The 18633-nt window shown below is 50.8% G+C and carries 13 protein-coding genes; 9 read left to right on the top strand and 4 right to left on the bottom strand.

Going from position 1 to position 18633, the window contains the following annotated elements:
* Positions 1–138: 138 nt before the first annotated feature.
* The 7 genes from BUF15_RS18305 (at position 139) to BUF15_RS18275 (ending at position 6944) form a co-directional block, all read left to right on the top strand.
* On the top strand, positions 139–729 hold the full coding sequence (locus BUF15_RS18305; RefSeq protein ID WP_073615161.1) for a tetratricopeptide repeat protein: 591 nt from the start codon (positions 139–141) through the stop codon (positions 727–729).
* Positions 730–837: 108 nt separating this feature from the next.
* Positions 838–2118, top strand: a complete 1281-nt coding sequence (locus BUF15_RS18300; RefSeq protein ID WP_073615160.1) for an O-acetylhomoserine aminocarboxypropyltransferase/cysteine synthase family protein — start codon at positions 838–840, stop codon at positions 2116–2118.
* A 23-nt stretch (positions 2119–2141) separates the two neighbouring features.
* Positions 2142–3326: a homoserine O-acetyltransferase MetX gene (gene metX / locus BUF15_RS18295; RefSeq protein ID WP_073615159.1), complete on the top strand. Its 1185-nt coding sequence runs from the start codon at positions 2142–2144 to the stop codon at positions 3324–3326.
* Complete coding sequence (gene metW / locus BUF15_RS18290) at positions 3307–3933, top strand: methionine biosynthesis protein MetW (RefSeq protein ID WP_200802412.1); 627 nt, start codon at positions 3307–3309, stop codon at positions 3931–3933. The genes metX and metW overlap by 20 nt, the downstream gene beginning before the upstream one ends.
* Before the next feature lie 68 nt (positions 3934–4001).
* Positions 4002–4979, top strand: a complete 978-nt coding sequence (locus BUF15_RS18285) for a serine O-acetyltransferase (RefSeq protein ID WP_073615158.1) — start codon at positions 4002–4004, stop codon at positions 4977–4979.
* A gap of 34 nt (positions 4980–5013) precedes the next feature.
* On the top strand, positions 5014–5934 hold the full coding sequence (cysK, locus tag BUF15_RS18280) for a cysteine synthase A (protein WP_073615157.1): 921 nt from the start codon (positions 5014–5016) through the stop codon (positions 5932–5934).
* 119 nt (positions 5935–6053) lie between these two features.
* Complete coding sequence (locus BUF15_RS18275) at positions 6054–6944, top strand: selenium metabolism-associated LysR family transcriptional regulator (protein ID WP_327021875.1); 891 nt, start codon at positions 6054–6056, stop codon at positions 6942–6944.
* 62 nt (positions 6945–7006) lie between these two features.
* Here the strand turns inward: BUF15_RS18275 and BUF15_RS27175 are convergent, their stop codons facing one another.
* Entirely contained in the window at positions 7007–8827 is a 1821-nt protein-coding gene (locus BUF15_RS27175) for an ExeA family protein (protein WP_073615155.1), read from the bottom strand.
* A gap of 658 nt (positions 8828–9485) precedes the next feature.
* On the opposite strand from BUF15_RS27175, the gene BUF15_RS18265 reads away from it, so the two are divergent.
* Entirely contained in the window at positions 9486–11669 is a 2184-nt protein-coding gene (locus BUF15_RS18265) for a sucrose-phosphate phosphatase (RefSeq protein WP_073615154.1), read from the top strand.
* 83 nt (positions 11670–11752) lie between these two features.
* Here BUF15_RS18265 and BUF15_RS18260 read toward each other — a convergent pair whose 3' ends face one another.
* Positions 11753–14134, bottom strand: coding sequence for a sucrose synthase (locus BUF15_RS18260; RefSeq protein ID WP_073615153.1), 2382 nt, complete (start codon positions 14132–14134; stop codon positions 11753–11755).
* Between the two features lie 96 nt (positions 14135–14230).
* On the opposite strand from BUF15_RS18260, the gene BUF15_RS18255 reads away from it, so the two are divergent.
* Positions 14231–14419, top strand: a complete 189-nt coding sequence (locus BUF15_RS18255; protein ID WP_073615152.1) for a hypothetical protein — start codon at positions 14231–14233, stop codon at positions 14417–14419.
* Here the strand turns inward: BUF15_RS18255 and gspE are convergent.
* Both gspE and gspD read right to left on the bottom strand, forming a co-directional pair.
* The gene (gene gspE, locus BUF15_RS18250) at positions 14410–16095 is read right to left on the bottom strand and encodes a type II secretion system ATPase GspE (protein WP_073615151.1); all 1686 of its coding nucleotides are present in this window, start codon (positions 16093–16095) and stop codon (positions 14410–14412) included. The genes BUF15_RS18255 and gspE overlap by 10 nt on opposite strands.
* A gap of 57 nt (positions 16096–16152) precedes the next feature.
* The gene (gene gspD, locus BUF15_RS18245) at positions 16153–18369 is read right to left on the bottom strand and encodes a type II secretion system secretin GspD (RefSeq protein ID WP_073615150.1); all 2217 of its coding nucleotides are present in this window, start codon (positions 18367–18369) and stop codon (positions 16153–16155) included.
* Positions 18370–18633 lie beyond the last annotated feature (264 nt).

The raw sequence follows: 18633 nt of genomic DNA, 5'->3' as shown, positions 1-18633 counted from the left end.
CTTTCCATCTCACAATAAGGTTAGTCCATAATTCAAAAGAGCAAACTCTCTTTTACCAAACCCGGAAACCCAAGCCAGACGGCAGGATACATTCCCACCGGATCTCCCATTTTTTACAATTACAATTCAGAGGCACTCATGACGGAAAATAAACAAAAACAACCGTACCTGGTATTCGCTATAATTTTTATCGTTGGATTCGTCTGCGGCGTCGGCTTTGCAGTGTATAAGCTTGATGCAGGCGAAGGCCAACAGACCGCCGCCACCAGCCAGCAAAAAAATGCGGAAGCCGACCAGATGGCTGCAGCCATCACCAACCTCGAAGCGGCAGTGACAGCCAAACCTGACGATTTCCAAACCTGGGTCCAGCTTGGGCACCTCTATTTCGATACCGGTCAGCCTGAAAAGGCAATCACGGCGTATACCACTTCTCTGAAATACCACTCCGGTGACGCCAATCTCATCACAGATCTTGGTGTCATGTACCGTCAGGTAAAGCAACCGGAAAAGGCTATCGAAATGTTCGAAAAGGCCCAGGCCATGGATCCGATACATCAACCCTCACGCTTCAATGAAGGCATCGTACGCTTCTATGATCTCAAAGATACCGAGGGCGCTATTGCCAGTTGGGAAGAACTGCTTAAAATTAACCCTGATGCAACAGCTGGTAATGGCCAGAAGATCAGAGAGTTTGTCGATCAGATAAAAAGCGGTCAGATAAAAAACTAAGACCGTCCATCCAAAACGCCGTCCAGACAATGAGATATACCGTCATGGACGGCGTTCACATATCGAGTACCATCGCAAACGGTACTTCACGGAAAAGAGGAGAAAAGAATGAAGCTGGAAACCCTCGCCGTACACGCTGGACATAAAGTTGATCAAGATACCCTTTCCCGCGCTGTTCCGATTTATCGGACGAGCGCGTATATGTTCAAATCCACCGAACATGCCGCCAATCTTTTTGCCTTAAAAGAGTTGGGCAACATCTACACCAGGATAGGCAACCCCACCCAGGACGTACTCGAACAGCGGATGACCCTGCTTGAAGGCGGCGCAGCTTCCCTGGCACTCTCTTCCGGCACTTCGGCCATTTTCTACACCATCATCAATATCTGCCAGCACGGGGACGAAGTGGTAGCTGCCAACAACCTCTACGGAGGCACTTTTGCCCAATTCGACTCGATCCTGCCCCAGCTGGGCATCAAGGTGAAAATGGTCGACCCTTCTGACCCAGATAATTTCAAGGCAGCAATCACCGGGAGAACCCGGGCAGTCTATTGCGAGACCCTGGGCAACCCGGCACTGAATATGACCGACATCAGAGCCGTTGCAGATATCGCCCATGCAGCAAAACTGCCGCTCATCGTCGATTCCACCTTCACCCCGCCAACCATGTTCAGACCCATCGAACATGGTGCCGACATCGTCATCCACTCGCTCACTAAATGGCTGGGCGGCCACGGCACCGGTCTTGGAGGCATCGTCATCGACGCAGGAACCTTCGACTGGACCGATCAGAAATTTACCCTCTACAATGAGCCCGACCATTCATATCATGGTCTCCGCTACGCCCACGATCTTGGGCCGATGAACCCCATCGCCTTTGCGCTCAGAATGCGGCTGGTGCCGCTTCGTAATCTTGGTGCCTGTATCAGTCCGGACAACTGCTGGATGTTTTTACAGGGCATCGAGACCCTGCCCCTGCGCATGGAGCGCCACTCGGAAAACGGCATGGCCGTCGCCCAGCACCTGCAGCAGCATGAAAATGTTGACTGGGTCAATTATCCTGGCCTGCCAGGATCGCCCGGCCATGAAACTGCCGTCAAATACCTGAAAAACGGTTTCGGAGGCATGATCGCATTTGGTATTCGCGGTGGCAGGGAGGCCGGTCAGAAATTTATCGAGAGCCTGCAACTCTTCTCGCATCTGGCCAATGTCGGTGACGCCAAGTCACTGGCCATACATCCGGCGACCACAACGCACTCCCAGCTCACGACAGAGCAGTTGCAAGCGGGTGGTATATCCGACGGCATGATCCGCCTCTCTATTGGTATCGAACATATCGACGACATTCTTGCTGACCTCGACCAGGCGATTGCAGTAGCACATAAATAGACCGACATCAAAGGAAACAGGAGATGTCTGCAATACCATCCATCGAGACTGCCACTTCACCCTTTCCCCACGATTCGGTGGGGAAGGTGAAGAAACAGCAGTTCACTTTTGCTGAACCGCCAGGTGAATTGGTGCTGGAGAGTGGGGCCAGGCTCGGCCCAATCACCATCGCCTACGAGACATACGGCACCTTGTCGCCGGCAAAAGACAACGCCATCCTTATCGCCCACGCCTTTTCCGGCGATGCCCATGTGGCCGGATATTACACTGATGACCCCACCACCGAAAAACCCGGATGGTGGGATTTCATGGTAGGCCCGGGTAAAGGGATCGACACCGATACTTACTTTGTTATCTGCACCAATATTCTCGGCAGCTGCATGGGCTCCACCGGCCCAAGCTCTATCAGCCCGGAAACCGGGGAACCATATGGCATGGAATTTCCCATGGTCACCATCGGTGATATGGTCGCAGCCCAGAAGTGTCTGATCGACCATCTGGGCATCTCCAGGCTCCATGCCGTGATCGGCGGCTCGGTGGGTGGCATGCAGGTTCTTGAATGGTGCGTGCGATATCCACATATGGTCCGTTCTGCCATCCCCATTGCAACCACCATGCGCCATTCGGCCTTGGCTATAGCTTTTAACGAGATTGCCCGCCAGGCCATCATGGCTGATCCCAACTGGCGTCATGGCGATTATTACGCCGGTCAAAAACCGGATATGGGTCTAGCTGTTGCCCGCATGGTTGGCCATGTCACCTACCTTTCTGACGAGGCAATGCGTCGTAAGTTTGGCCGTCAGCTGCAGAACAAGGATGATTTTTCCTACGACTTCGGCATTGATTTCCAGGTGGAAAGCTACCTGCGCCACCAGGGCAGCAAGTTTGTACAGCGTTTTGACGCCAACTCACTCCTCTACATCACTAAGGCTGCCGATTATTTTGACTTAAAAGATACAATCAGCACCCCATCCTGCATCGATGACCTGCACAAAGCACATCTTAAATTTCTCGTTATCTCATACAGTTCGGACTGGCTCTACCCAACCTACCAGGCCAAGGAACTTATCCAGGCCTTAAAACGCACCGGCCAGGACATGAGCTTTTGCGAGATCGAGGCCGATTGCGGCCATGATGCCTTTCTCATCAAAGATATCCGGCTAACCAATTTGATACGAGGTTTTCTCCATGGTGTCCCCCGTAACTGAAACGATACGGTTTGACCTGCAGGTCATCGCCGACTGGATCGAACCTGGCAGCCGGGTGCTTGACCTCGGATGTGGCAAAGGGGATCTGCTCGCCTGGCTCACCGCCAACAAACAGATTGTCGGTACCGGCATCGAGCTTGACAAAGAGAAAGCCGCTTACTGTATTGGTCGTGGTTTAAGCGTATTGCAGGGAGATCTAAGTGAAGAGGTTGCCGATTATCCAGACAAGAGTTTTGATTATGTCATTCTCAGCCAGACACTCCAGCAGATCTACGAGCCCGCCCAACTGCTCTATTCATTGTCGAGGATCGGCCGGCGTGTCATCGTTTCCTTTCCCAACTTCAGCCACTATACCATCAGACTGCAGCTGATGTTTTCTGGGCACGCCCCGAAAAATGACCAGCTGCCTTACTCGTGGTACGACACCCCCAACATCAGGGTTATAACCTTATCTGATTTCCAAAAGTTCGCCCGCGATGTCGGCTATACCATCGTGAAAGAGATTGCCATCAACACCAACAGTGCCAATAGTTCTGGAAGTGTTGTGGACTTTCTACCGAACCTCAGGGCGACGTACGGAATCTTTGTCATCGAAAAGAAAGGTTGAGTTTTCTCATTCTCTCCACTTTCATCGATGTTTACTTTTTTTCTTGAACCAAACTACCCATCACTCCCATGGCAATACAAACACGAATAGGCCCGGTAACAGATTCCCTCTCCGCCATCTGTGAGCATATCCAGCACTCCACAGGTTGCAAGCATGACAAGGTTCCGGCTGTGGTTAAGAAGTTGCTCAGCTCCTGGCAGGCTAAGGAATGTTATGAGCATATCAGCCCGGTATCGATACCATCGCACGCCCAGATAATCGATATCGTTAACCAGGCACGTCGCATCCTTTTTCCCGGCTACTTCACCAAGACCAAACTCCACGCTTCAAACCTGGAGTATTACATCGGCAAAGAGACCACGGACCTCTACGAAAAGCTCTCCGAGCAGGTCACCATGGCCATTCGCCACGACTGCCGTCGCCACGGTCAGCCCTGCACCGCCTGTGAGGAACAAGGACATCAGATTGCGCTGGCATTTATCGAGGAGCTGCCTCAAGTCGCCGCGATCCTGGCCAGCGATATCCGCTCAACTCTTGATGGTGACCCGGCAACAGATAACCCGGATGAAGTGATATTCAGCTATCCCGGCCTGCTTGCCACCTCGGTATTCAGGGTCGCTCATGTGCTTTACACCCTGCAGGTGCCGATCATCCCACGAATCATGACCGAGTATGCTCACAGCCTCACCGGTATCGATATTCATCCGGGCGCCACCATTGGACCAGGGCTGTTCATCGATCACGGCACCGGTGTGGTCATTGGCGAAACAGCGATCATCGGCAAAAACGTGCGAATCTACCAGGGTGTCACTCTAGGGGCCCTGTCCCTGCCCCGTGATGCCGGTGAGCGGTTGCGCAATAAAAAACGCCACCCGACCATTGAGGATGATGTGATCATCTATTCCAACACCACCATTCTTGGCGGCGACACGGTCATCGGTGCCGGTTCCGTTATCGGCGGCAACATCTGGCTGACAGAAAGCGTCGAAGCCGGCACCAAGGTGCTGCTAAAGCGTCCTGAACTGATCTATTCGCACTCATTTTAAGGATTCTTCCTAAGATACTATCAAGGAGCTGATTATGCCCCGCAATTTGACAGAGACCATTGGCAATACCCCGCTCTTGAGCCTAAACAATTTCGGTGTGGGCTGTGCTGCCACCATCCTCGGCAAACAAGAATCACGCAATCCTCTGGGTAGCGTCAAGTGTCGTATTGCCGTCTCGATGATTGAAGCGGCTGAGCGGGACGGCTCAATCACCGCCGGCACCACGGTAATCGAACCGACCAGTGGTAACACCGGCCTTGGGTTGGCCTTTGTCTGTGCAGCCAAGAACATCAAGCTTATCCTCACCATGCCGGAGTCGATGAGCATCGAGCGGCGAAAACTGCTCAAGCATCTTGGCGCCGGGCTGGTTTTGACTCCGGCAGCAAAAGGAATGAACGGGGCAATCGCAGCGGCACAAGAGCTCCTCGCCACAACGCCGAATGCCTTTATGCCCAATCAATTTGCCAATCCGGCCAACCCTGAAATCCATCGCCGGACCACTGCCGAGGAGATCTGGCGTGATGCTGATGGTAAGGTTGATATTTTTGTTGCAGGTGTCGGTACCGGCGGCACTATTACCGGTTGCTCCGAGGTGTTGAAAAAATACAACCCGGCCATGCACGTTGTCGCCGTTGAGCCCGAAGATTCACCCGTACTGTCGGGTGGGAAACCGGGACCGCACAAGATCCAGGGGATCGGCGCAGGATTCGTGCCGGAGATCCTCAATCGGGAGATTATCGACGAGGTCGCAACTGTCAGTAACGATGCCGCGTTTGCTACTGCCCGGGAACTGGCGAAAACAGAAGGTATCCTCTGCGGTATCTCCTGCGGGGCCGCGGCCCATGTTGCGCGGGAAATTTCCAGAAAACCTGAAAACAGCGGCAAAACCGTGGTAGTCATTCTGCCGGATACCGGAGAGCGCTATCTCAGCACCCCGCTACTGGCAGAAGACTGAGGAGCAAAACCAGAAGTGGCTCGCCCCAACCACTTTCAATAGCAATCTCAAAAAGATCGTAGTATCGTTGGCTCGAACCATTCTTCCACTACTGCAAATTTTGAAGGGAGGGCCGAGCCATCGAAACTCGACACCTGCGCATATTCGCTGCCGTCTACAGAAGTCGCAGCTTTACCAAGGCGGCGGAAATACTGCATACCAGCCAGCCGACCATCAGCGAACATATCAGAAACCTGGAACTCCGGCTCAATTGCCGTCTTTTCGACCGGTTGGGCCGTACCATCATGCCCACCAAGGAAGCTGAAGTTCTATATCCCCGCACCCTCGCCATTCTCGAAGATCTGCAGAAACTTGAAGACGACCTGGCCATGGTTGGTCAGTCGGTGTCAGGTGAGCTGATCATCGGTGCGTCTACCATTCCCGGTGCGTATATCCTGCCGTCCATTGCCTCGTCATTTAAAAGCAGATATCCTGGTATCTCGTTTGAAATACGCATCGAGGATTCAGCCCGAATCATCGACTCCCTTTTGGCCAATGAGTTACTGATCGCTTTTGTCGGTGCCAAGACCGTTGCCCGAAAGGTGAAATATGAGCCTTTTGTGGAGGATGAGCTGATTCTGGTCTGCGCAGGCGATAATCCTCTTCCCCCAAAAATCACTCCTGAGAATTTAACGGAGCTGCCCTTTATCTTTCGCGAAAGCGGCTCGGGCACCAGAAAAAACATCGAGACATTTCTGGCCCAGAAAAAGATCGGTGTCGATGAACTCAATATCGTTGCCGTCCTCGGCTCGAGCACAGCGGTAAAAGAGGCAGTCAAAGCCGATCTCGGTGTCTCCATCCTCTCTCGCTATGCAGTTCAGGACGAACTGGCTGCAGGGAGTGTCCGAGAAGTGAAAATCCACGGCCTGACCATGGGCAGAATGCTCTATATTGCCACCGCCACCAAACGCACCCTCCCCCACCACTACCAGATATTTCTGAACTTCATCGCCAAAACAACATCGGGTTAATTTTTTGTATTTAATGAGAATAATATTCAAAGGTGGGGAGAAGGGAAAGAGGAGAGCTCGCTCTATCTTTCTTCCAGGGCAAGATCTATCCTTTCAAGCTGCGGCTGACCACTGTTTATCCGTGAATTGAGCCGGATGAGCGTCAGCGGTCCGGCAAGACCGTCGACAGGGAGTCCTTCAGAGGCCTGGAATGCCCTGACATCGGCCTGAAGACTATCGTCATAGACGTATTTTTTGTGTGCCTCCGCTTCCCGTCCATTCAGGATTTCAAACTGTCGGGCAAGCCAACGAACAGCCTCACCACGGTCTCCTGGTATGATCACTCGTCGATACCCTGGTGGCGGTTGCCATAGCATGGTGAAATCACCAAGCCATTGCTGCACCAATGCACTAACAGTCACTTCTCGGAGAACGGTGCCGCTCTGCAAAACGACACGTTCACCCTTAATCGCTGTAAGCGTTGCGGAAAACTCTTTTCCAGTCAAGTCGGTCAATCTCAAAAGCGCTGGCCGGTTCAACCTCCGCAGATAACCAAAACTTCCTTTTTGCTTCACCAGTCCAAAATTGTTTTGTCGAGCGAATCTTTCAGGACTTATGCCCTCAACTGAACGATACTGAACCCCCCAGCTCTGAAAAAGAGTATGATATTCTGTCTCGTCACCCGATTCATCAAAAAGTGTTCTTATCCACTCAAACGGGTCTTCAGGTTCTATCGCTGGATCTGGTTCAACCGCAATCGCCTCAGTGGGTGCTTCTACCTTAGGTGATAACTCTGTCTCTACTGGTTTCTCAGGCAACGGTCTTCCCTCACCTGCTGACACCGTGATCAACGCATCCGGCTCCATGGACGATTCTACTCGCTGTTTTTGTTCTGTAATTTTTTCAACCGTTGCCGTTACAGTTGCCACCGCTGGGGCAGGAGTTACTTCAGAAATCATCTCCCTGGTCGCAGGAGCGGGCAAATCTATGGATGAGACAAAATTCGTACCAAGCAAAATCCACGTCCCTAAGAGTGTCAGAGAGAGCAGGCTTGCGCCAATCATCACCCCTCTTTTTGCAACTCGTCGACCAGGAGTGGCTCCGAACACTTCACGGGCCGCCGTTCTCAACATTTCGGGACTGACACTATCATCTCCCTGAGCGTATGCACCGAGAAGAGCTCTGCTGCAGATGATGTTAATAACCCGCGGCACCCCACCACTCAATGTATATATCAGGGGAATGGTCGACGGTGGAAAAACCGGCAACCTCCCTCCTGCTACGGCAAGACGATGGGCCATATATCCTTCTACATCTTTGGGAGAAAGGGGAAGAAGATGGTAGCGGGCAGTAATACGCTGGGCTAGTTGGCGCAGTTCAGGACGGCTCAGCATCTCTTGTAGTTCAGGTTGTCCCAGAAGTATGATCTGCAACAGTTTGTGCGTATTTGTTTCCAGATTGGTTAGCAACCGGATCTGCTCCAACACGTCTCGATGCAGATTTTGTGCTTCATCGATAACAATTATGGTGCGATGCCCTCGGCTATGGGCTTCGAGCAAAAAGCCATTGATCCCATCGATAAAAACTTTAATGCTCAACGTTCCTGGCGGATAGGAGATATGCAGTTCGTCACAGATTGATGCCAGCAATTCGACCACTGACAATCGGGGATTCCACAACAGGACAACTTCCGTATTTTCCGGTAGCTGTTCAAGCAGGCAACGACAGATAGTCGTCTTCCCGGTTCCGACCTCACCGGTGAGCAGCACAAACCCACCGGCACTCTGGGTTCCATACAGAAGATGGGCCAACGCCTCACGGTGCCGCGAACTTAAAAATACAAAGTGCGGATCCGGACTGATAGAAAAAGGGTCACATGTGAAACCGAAATAATCCAGATACATAACAGTGGCTCGATTCAGAATACGTCAACTGCTCCGGTTGTCGTTCTCAATAGATCCAAAAGCCGAGCACATTGATGCAACAGAAGTGCTCAGATATGACCATCAATGATGGTAACCGCTCGGCAGTAAAGAAGAAGGGCTATGCAAACAAGCTCATTCATCACTCTTCCGTTCACCCTTATCCTTCAGATTTTGCTCAAACCGTGAAGAAAAAGCAACCATTTATCTTCAACACAGGTCTTCAATCATATTGGCCGGTAAGATCGTTTTATCTATTTGATACAGAGCATATCCTGCTAATGCTTTTATTGGTTAGCAGGATTGTCCGGGATACCCCTCGATCAATGCACTTATCTTTATTGGTTTAACAAAGCTTTCAGCTTGTTTTCCCGAATTAATAGATGCCTCACTTGAATATGTTCCCTGAGCCGCAACCTGTTATCCTCAATTGACGATATCGCCATTCTGTTTTTTGTGAATGAACCTCGGTCTTGCTTCGTATGTTGGCAAGATCATAGGACACTATGAAATCAGCCCCTCCGCATGAGCTCAACAACGTCCCCTCTCCTTGCAATCCTGACGCATTCATGCCATAATAACCTGACTTTATCCGCGCCTGTCACCTCGACATAGCGCATAACAATTCGAAATAATACCAATGAGAAAGGACGGACTGTACATACAGCTAATCAGTATCCATGGATTAATTCGCAGCACTTCCCTTGAACTTGGCCGTGACGCCGACACCGGCGGCCAGACGAAATACGTTGTAGAACTTGCCAAGGCGCTCGCTCGCCATGAAGACATCGGCCAGGTGGATCTTGTCACCCGGCTTATCGTCGACAAGCGTGTTTCTGATGATTACGGCGTACAGATAGAGGAAATATCTGACAACGCACGCATCGTCCGCATCCAGTGCGGCGGAAGAAAATACCAGCGCAAAGAGCTGCTCTGGCCACATATGGAAGAATTTATCGATAAATCGATCAAATTCATCACCTCCGAGGAGCAGGTACCCGACGTTTTCCACGGCCACTATGCCGATGCAGGTTACGTGGCCATGCAGCTGGCAGCAGCATTCGACGCGCCCTTCTTTTTCACCGGCCATTCCATGGGCCGCAACAAACTGGCGAAACTGGTTGGCGACGGCATGAAAAAAAGCGAAATCAACCGCCAATATAAGATCGACACCCGCATTGACATGGAAGAGAGAATCATTGCCAAAGCGGATATGATCATCACCTCCACTCAGCAGGAAATCGACAAACAGTATGGTCTTTATGAAAATGGCCCAAAGGCTGAATACGCCGTCATCCCGCCTGGAATCGACCTGGACACCTTCTACCCCTATTATGATTCCCAGTTCGACGCCGATCTCCTGACCGAAGAGAGTAAGCAGGTCAAGCTCACGTTAAAAAATGAACTGTACCGTTTCTGGACCCATCCGGAAAAGCCCTTTATCCTTGCGCTCTGCCGTTCTGATCACCGAAAAAACATTACCGGCCTCATTGAGGCGTACGGCACCAACAAAGAACTGCAGGCCCTGGCCAACCTGGCAATTTTTGCAGGTATACGCCAGGATATCAACGGTATGGAGGAAAATGAAAAAGGGGTATTGACCGATATGCTGCTGCAGATGGATCGCCATGATCTCTACGGCAAACTGGCGATCCCCAAAAAGCATGACTTTTCAACAGAAGTGCCGGCACTCTACCGAATGTGCGCACAGAGCCATGGGGTCTTTGTCAATCCTGCTCTGGTGGAGCCGTTTGGCCTGACCCTGATCGAGGCATCCGCCTGCGGTCTGCCGATTGTCGCTACCAATGACGGAGGGCCGGTGGATATCGTCCGCAACTGTGCAAATGGCATCCTGGTTGATGCACGATCCACAGAAGCAATAGCAGAGGCGATCCGCAAAATTCTCATTGATCCGGAGCTATGGGATACATTTTCCAACAACGGTATCAACGGGGTCCGCAGCCATTACAGTTGGAACGCTCATTGCCAAAGAACTGTCAGTCACTACTGCCGCTCGCTGCCGGATTGTCGACAAAATGGGCAGAAAAAACCGGGAAGCAATAGACGGCAAGATCGGCCATCGTTTGGTAAGAGGTTGACCGGTATTAAAAAGCTGCTCATTACCGACATCGACAACACCCTCATCGGCGATAACGAAAGCCTTGCCCAACTTCTTGACCTTCTCGACGAGCATCGACGTGAAATGGCCTGGGGAGTAGCCACCGGTCGCAGTCTTGAGCTGACTCTTGAAGCGATGACCGAATTCAATATACCCATTCCGGATGTGCTAATCTGCTCTGTCGGCACAGAACTCTATTACGGACCCGACTTGCGCATGGACAAAGGCTGGCAGCAACATATCTCGAATCAGTGGAAGCCGGAGAAAATCAAGGAATGCCTCACAGAGTTCCCCTGGTTGGTCTTTCAGGAGGCGGAAGGACAACGCAGCCATAAAATCAGCTACTATCTGGAAAATATCGACAACCGGCTTGAAAAAATACAGAAATCTCTCGATGAACATCGATTACGTTGCCAGGTAATCTATTCCCACGGGCAGTTTCTCGACATCCTGCCCCATCGAGCTTCCAAGGGGAAAGCGGTCAACTATATACAGTACAAATATGATTTTCTGCCACGCCATGTGATGGTAGCCGGAGATTCCGGTAATGACACCGATATGCTGAGCGGCAGAGCACGCGGACTCATTGTCGGCAACCACTCAGAAGAACTGGAGCACCTGAAAGGTTCACCCCGTACCTATTTCGCAAAAGGGCATTGCGCCGCCGGCATTATCGAAGGGTTGCACAATTTCGGCCTGATTTAAACCGGTACGCGCCATGTAATTGCTCATGGCGCGTATCAATACCTGCGCAAGGGTGGCAGTGCAGCCTCCATTTCTCATCCGGGTTAGCGTTCCATGGCTGCGGCAAGTGGTCGATACTGAAGGTGGTACAACATTTCCAGATACCTCGACGTTTCCTGGCGTTCGAGATTGGTGGCAAACTTCCAGAATCCATAGACACAGGTGAGTGAAAGTAGCCGCTGAGCGTAAAGTTGCCAGGTGTAGCGCTCCTGCACCCGCTGAATGCCACCCTCAGAAATCTGTTGCCAGTAACCTTCTTCAGCTTCGCAGCGAGAGAAGAATTTCAACAAAATATCCGATGAGGCTGACCCGTGATTAGGGTCGATATGGAAGCCTGATCTACCGTCCTGAATAATCTCTAACGGACCGCCATAGCGGGTAGCGAAAGTGGGTAATCCGGATGCCATGGCCTCAATCACCGTTAGACCGAAAGCCTCAAAATAGGCGGGTTGGACAAACACGCCCCGACCATCGGCGATACAACGATACAATTCACCGGAAACCCTTTTATCAAGACGAACCCCCAGCCAGCGCACCTCTTTGTCGAGACCATAGGTATCAAACAGTTCATGCATGCGCAGTATCTGTACTCGCTCCTCCTCATCGCCCGAATGTTCGGGATTAACGGTCCCACCCACAATCATAAGATGTGTCTTGCTGCGCAATTCTTCGTTTTCGGCATACCATTGCACCAGCCCGGTAAGATTTTTAATGCGGTCGAGCCGGGCCATGGAAAAGATAAGAGGTCTTTTCGTTTCGCCAATCACACCTCGCCCGGCCGGGTGTTGTTCGCCAAAAATCAGCTCCCGGATCTCGTCGTGGTGCTCGGTAAACCTGCGTTTCTCTTTGGTGTAGCTGAAATACACATCCTCATCGGCTCCAGGCGAAACGATGTTGAACTTGGGATCGAACACATCGATCCCTTGCAGCACCCGCTGCAATCCCGGCATGGTAAAAGACGAATAGCTTTCATACTGGCCAACCACATCTGCTGAACCGGCAATCTCCTGAAAAGTAGAGGTAATGATAAAATCAGCCGAGTTCATTGCAATCATATCGGCAGTAAATTGGCAGGAAAAATGGTACTGCTCTTCCATCTGGTGCCAGTAGAGTGCAGAATAAAGATACTTGGTCTTCTCCAGCGCGTGGGCGATGGTACAGTTGGTCACCCCCATTTTTTTGGACATCAGATAGGAGACCAGGTTACCGTCCGAATAGTTGCCGATGACAAGATCGGGCCTGCGCCCAAGGATCGCGAGAATCTCGCCCCCAGCCTCGTCGGCGAATCTCTCAAGATATGGCCAGACCTCAAATCGTGAAATCCACTGCGGCAGCACCTCGCCGTTGACACGCCGGAAAGGGACTCTGACGATTTCCACATTTTCAGTCCCTTGAACATGTTCTCTCGCCTGATTACAAGTGGTATCACCTGCCTCTGGAATAAGGCGGGTTACAATCAGTATTTTTGGCTTAATATCAAGACCCTGCTCATAAATCCGTTCTTTCATCTCCCGCTCAAGCGCCCGCACCTGATCGAGGATATAGACAATTTGCCCACCCGTGTCGGGCAAGCCAAGCACATTCTCCTGGCCGAAAAAACCGTGGGGTGAAAGCACCACGATATTAAAAATCATTGGTACACCGGAAATAAATTTTTCCAGGTTCTGATAATCGGGAGCCTCAAGTAAATTCGCCAGGCGACTGAAACTCTGCATGACCTTTTCCCGGCTGCGTCCCCATCCCGGCTCAAATCCCATTTTCTGCAGATCATCCACCAGTGCCGACCATTCACTACCGGCGGTTTTTCCTTCCAGATACTCAAGAGCATCATTTAAAGCGTGCTGCAACTCGACAACGCTTGCAATCTTATCGTTGATCATGAACGAAATATTGCCGTACCCATGCAGACGCAAAAACGAAAAAACCAGTTCCCTGCCGCCCACAGGCTCACGGGACAGTCGACTGGTACAGATGCGATTGAGAAACTCCACCCCATGGCCGATGGAGCGGCTCTGGGTCATTTTGGGGAAATCTCGCTCAAACGGGCCAAGATCAAATTCAAGAACCGGCTGTTGCAGGTCATTTTGCACCTGCTTCTCTTTAAAGGCCAGAAACTCCGCCACAGCCATCTCTTCTAATTTTCCCTCATTATAGCTGTAGGAGAAGTAATGCCACTGGGCAACCTTTGGTCGAATAGCCATGGCCAGCCGGTCGTGATCTATGGCCGCCTCCTGCGCTTTGGCGATAACCCGTCCCAGTGGTGAAACGATACGTACTTTCTGTTCAACACTACTATCCAATGCCAGAAATTCGTCCCACAGTTCACTTTTCAACATAAGGTTTTTGCCGCTATCCCGATACCTCTCGAAAAGCGCAAGAACCATTTCCCGATTTTCTTGATAATATTTTTGCAGTGTATCAAACATGGTAACCCCACGTATTTCGAGTTAGCAGAGATAATGAATAGTGAATCAACTCTATAACTGACGCACTCAACATCAGCACGGTGCAGCCATCCGTACATGAAATATCTGTTGGATCAACAGCACTATTTCGCAAAAGAAAATGAAGCTGAAACTGAGCTTGCCTGGGCAGTTGTTAGAGTAATCTTACTCAAGGGTAACAAAAAGAGACCGGATCAAAAAGGAATTTCTGAAATTCGCAAAAAGGTGGAAGCTGAGATGGAAATGGATTGTACGGATTACCCCTGACAGACCCGATACACTTCTTCGATGGTGGTTTTACCGGCAAGCACCTTCATGATGCCATCATGGCGCAGACTGACCATACCACCCTTACGGACTGCATATTGTTTGATCGCATTGGCATCGGAAGTCTGCATCACGAGTGTTTTCAGACCTCTCGACATAATCAACAGCTCAAAGATTCCTGCCCGGCCGCGATAGCCTGTTTGATGGCATTTATTGCAGCCTTTGCTCCTATAGATCTTGACGCCGCCAAATTTTGCAGGATCAAGGCCGATCTTCATCAATTCCTGATGATCAGGGATGTAGGGATCTTTGCAGTTAGTACAAAGAAGGCGAACCAGTCGCTGGGCCAGAATGGCATTGATGGAAGACGCAATCAGAAACGGCTCGACGCCCATATCCCTGAGCCGGGTGATGGCACTGGCCGAGTCATTGGTGTGGAGGGTGGAAAAAACCAGGTGACCAGTCAGCGCCGACTGGATCGCGATCTCGGCAGTTTCGGTGTCACGGATCTCACCAACCAGAATAACGTCGGGGTCCTGACGGACGATGGAGCGCAGTCCCGAGGCGAAAGTCAAGTTGATCTTGGGGTTGACCTGGACCTGACCTATGCCACTAATCCGGTATTCGATCGGGTCTTCGACTGTGATGATATTGATATCGGAATTATTGATAGAAGTGAGCGCCGCGTAAAGCGTAGTAGTCTTACCGGAACCGGTGGGACCGGTTACAAGCACGATACCATTGGCCGCCTTGATCTCCTTGGTAAAGAGCGCCAATCTATCAGCAGGCATACCCAGATCGGTGAGCGAAATCAACACCGAGGATTTATCCAAAAGGCGCAGAACAACCCGCTCACCAAAGGCTGTTGGCAGGGTTGAAACGCGGACGTCTATCTCTTTATTTCCCACCTTCAACTCAATGCGCCCGTCCTGAGGCAGTCGTTTTTCGGCAATATCGAGCTTAGCCATAATCTTGACGCGGGAGATCAGCGTCGACTGCACATGCTTGGGCGGACTGAACATGTCATAAAGAATGCCGTCCAGCCGCTGGCGAATCTTAAGGCTGTTCTGGTACGGTTCAATATGGATATCCGAAGCGCCATCACGCACTGCCTGGGAAAACATGAAGTTCACCAGCCGGATCACCGGTGAGTCACTGGTGTCATCAAGCAGATCGCCAACCTCTTCGATCTCGGAAAAGAGCCGCTCTGGATCCTCTTCGTCGATATCCTGCATTACCTCCTCAGCAGTATCCTGAGTCATGTCGTAAGCGTAATTGATGGCACTGACGATGGCCTGATAGGGACAGAGAACAGGGCGCGCGTCTTCACGGCCCAGCAGCCGGCGCAGGTCATCCAGGGGCTGGAACAACGCCGGATCGTTAATGGCAATGAAAGCATCCTCGGTAGTAAGGACCGGCACCATCCGGTATTTCTTTAAAAAACTAATCCCAATCCGACTGGTAAATTCGGTATTGATCTCCGCCGGCAACTGTTGGGTCACCTCAACCTCATACTGGATGCCGAGCGCCTTCAGAACATCAACTTCGTCCACCGCCTTGGTTCGAATGAGCAGTTCACCAATTCGCTCCTTGCCGGTGCTGGTGCGAAGCGCCGCATCCACCGCCTCGGGGGAAAGATTACAGGTTTCCCGCAATATGTCTCCGAGTCTTTTCATCTATCCGCCATCATCCTCTCGTGTTTGCTTCGAGGGCAAATTGACCAAACTGTGCTTTCACTTTTTTGTGCTCATCCTTGGCTTGAGACGCTCGATATTCTCGCGGGCAATATCAACAAGCAGCAACCCTTTTTTCTCCGGATCGCTCGCCTCAATTGCGGTAGCCTCAGTATTGGTATAGATCACTTTCTGGTAGTACTCGGCGGCTCGCTGGAAATCCCCCTCACGTTCAGCAACTACACCAATATTGAGAAGTGTGTACGGATTCTCTGCGTCATGTTCAAGTGCTTCCTCGAAATATTCCTTTGCCTCTCGGTTCTTGTTTTCCAGCAGTTTGGCAAAGCCCCTTTCAGTGAGAATCGCAGCGTTTTCTTTATTGACCGGCTTATGGATGAGCTGCTTAGCTTCCGGCATCACTTTGTCGATGTTATCTTCCTTCTCCAGGGTAACTCCAGCTATATCAGCTGGGTTACGCATGATCTTCGGAGTAATGAAGATAAACATATTCGTTTTAACGGTCTTATTGTTCTCGGATTTGAACAACCAGCCCAGACCAGGAATATCGCCTAGCAGCGGCACCCTGTTTTCAGTAAATGTGGTATCTTCTCCGATGATGCCACCAATCACCACGGTATCCTTATCGTTGACCACCACAGTGGTATTTGCGGTACGTCGAAAAGTTGTTGGTGTTAGTTCCAGACTGTTTGCTTTTAATTTTACAATCTCGGTCTGAATCTCCAATCGCATCGTATCTGCTTGATTGATATGTGGCGTGATGGTCAGCTTGGTAGCCACATCCCGATATTCATAATTGGTATAATTAAACTCACTATCCCCTGTGGTATTTTGCTGGCTGGTAATGTAGGGGACATTCTCACCAACGCTAATCTCCGCCTTCTTATTATCCGTGGTGAGAATCTGGGGTGTCGAAACAATATTTATGTCGGAATCACCTTTATAGGCGCGCAGAATAGCATGAATATCCGGAAAGGTGATGTCGCCGATTTTTATCCCTTGCCGCAGGATACCAAGGGACAATCCTGCCGAACCCACGTCAATGTCACTGTTACTATTAAAGCTCCCAAATGCGGCGGTATCATGACCGGAGACCCGACCGTTCCACATCCAGTCCACGCCAACATTGAAATCCTTGCTGTCGTTCACTTCAAGGATGAGTGCCTCGAGATAAACCATCTGTCTCGGGATATCGAGCTTTTTGATCACATCCTCAAGCACAGCATACTCTTCACGAGTCGCGGTAATTATCAGTGAGTTGGTTTCCTCATCTGCGGTAATCTTGACATCCCTTGAAATCGCCGGGGCCTTGCCGCCCTCAGGTTCTGCCGGTTGCCCGGTTGACATGGTGGTCAACACCTTGGCAAGTTCGGCTGCAGTTGCATTCTGGAGATAATAAACGTTGATATTACCACCACCACGCTGCACAGGGGTGTCAAGCTTTGCCACCAGTTTTCGTACCCGTCGCAGTTCCTCGATATCGGCAAGCACCACCAAGGCATTGACCCGATCATAAGGCACGACTTTCAAAGCGGTGGTGGCCACCGCCCCTTTCTTGACGGGTGATCGTTGATATATACTGGCAAGAATTTTGGCGATAGATCCGGCAGCTGCATACTGAAGGTCGATCACCGCCACTTCTTCTTCGGTAAACTCCACATCTAGAGCTTCGATAATCGCGAGTAGACGCTGGATATTAGAAAGCGTTTCTGTCAGAATCAGCATCCCGGCCTGGGGATAGGAGATCACAACTGAAGTCTTTGACACTAGTGGGGTGAGAACCTTCTTCATCTCATCCGGTGAACTATATTTCAGTGGTACCAACTGAGTAACCACCCGATCTTCGGGATGCGATGCCGCACCAGTACGAAGAGTCTGGACATTCTGGGAGCGCGCGTCTGCCGACGGCAAAATCTTGATCACGGCCCCTGAAGTGACAGTGGTAAAACCGTTCACTTCAAGTACTGATTCAAAAACCCGATACGCCTCTTCATCGGAAATTTTTGTTGGCGAGAGCACGGTAACATTGCCCTGAACCGCTTTATCTATGACGAAATTCTTGCCGGTGAGCTCACTGATATATTTAATAAACAGCCGGATATCGACATTATCAAAATCAATGGTAATAAACCGTTTACCGGTGGTACCGCTATCACTCGGGATAACCACCTCTTCGCCTTTCACCTGTTGACCAGCACCGGCTGCAAGAGAGACCAAAAGTACGACGAATAGTAATAGAGGTAATCTCAACCTGCCCATGAACCCTTCCTCTGGTTATCTTTTACATAAAATGCAGATGATCAGCGATTTTCTGCGCTATATTCTACTCTCTACTGCTCATATATCTTGTTTGCGTTGCCTACTGGAGAACCCTTCCCAACGATATTGGGGCTATTCATTCATAACAGGTTTTTCAGCCCCGCTCTCATTGTGAATGAAGGATCTTTCCCTTTTGTAGGTTGAACGGGACCGGCAATATCTTCAACCTTTTTCTCAACTTCCCACTCAAAAGGATGAGGTAAC

The sequence above is a fragment of the Desulfopila aestuarii DSM 18488 genome (assembly GCF_900143695.1).
Classification (GTDB): Bacteria; Desulfobacterota; Desulfobulbia; order Desulfobulbales; family Desulfocapsaceae; genus Desulfopila; species Desulfopila aestuarii.
The sequence above is the reverse complement of the archived record's forward strand: the minus strand, read 5'-3'. Positions and strand labels throughout refer to the sequence as shown.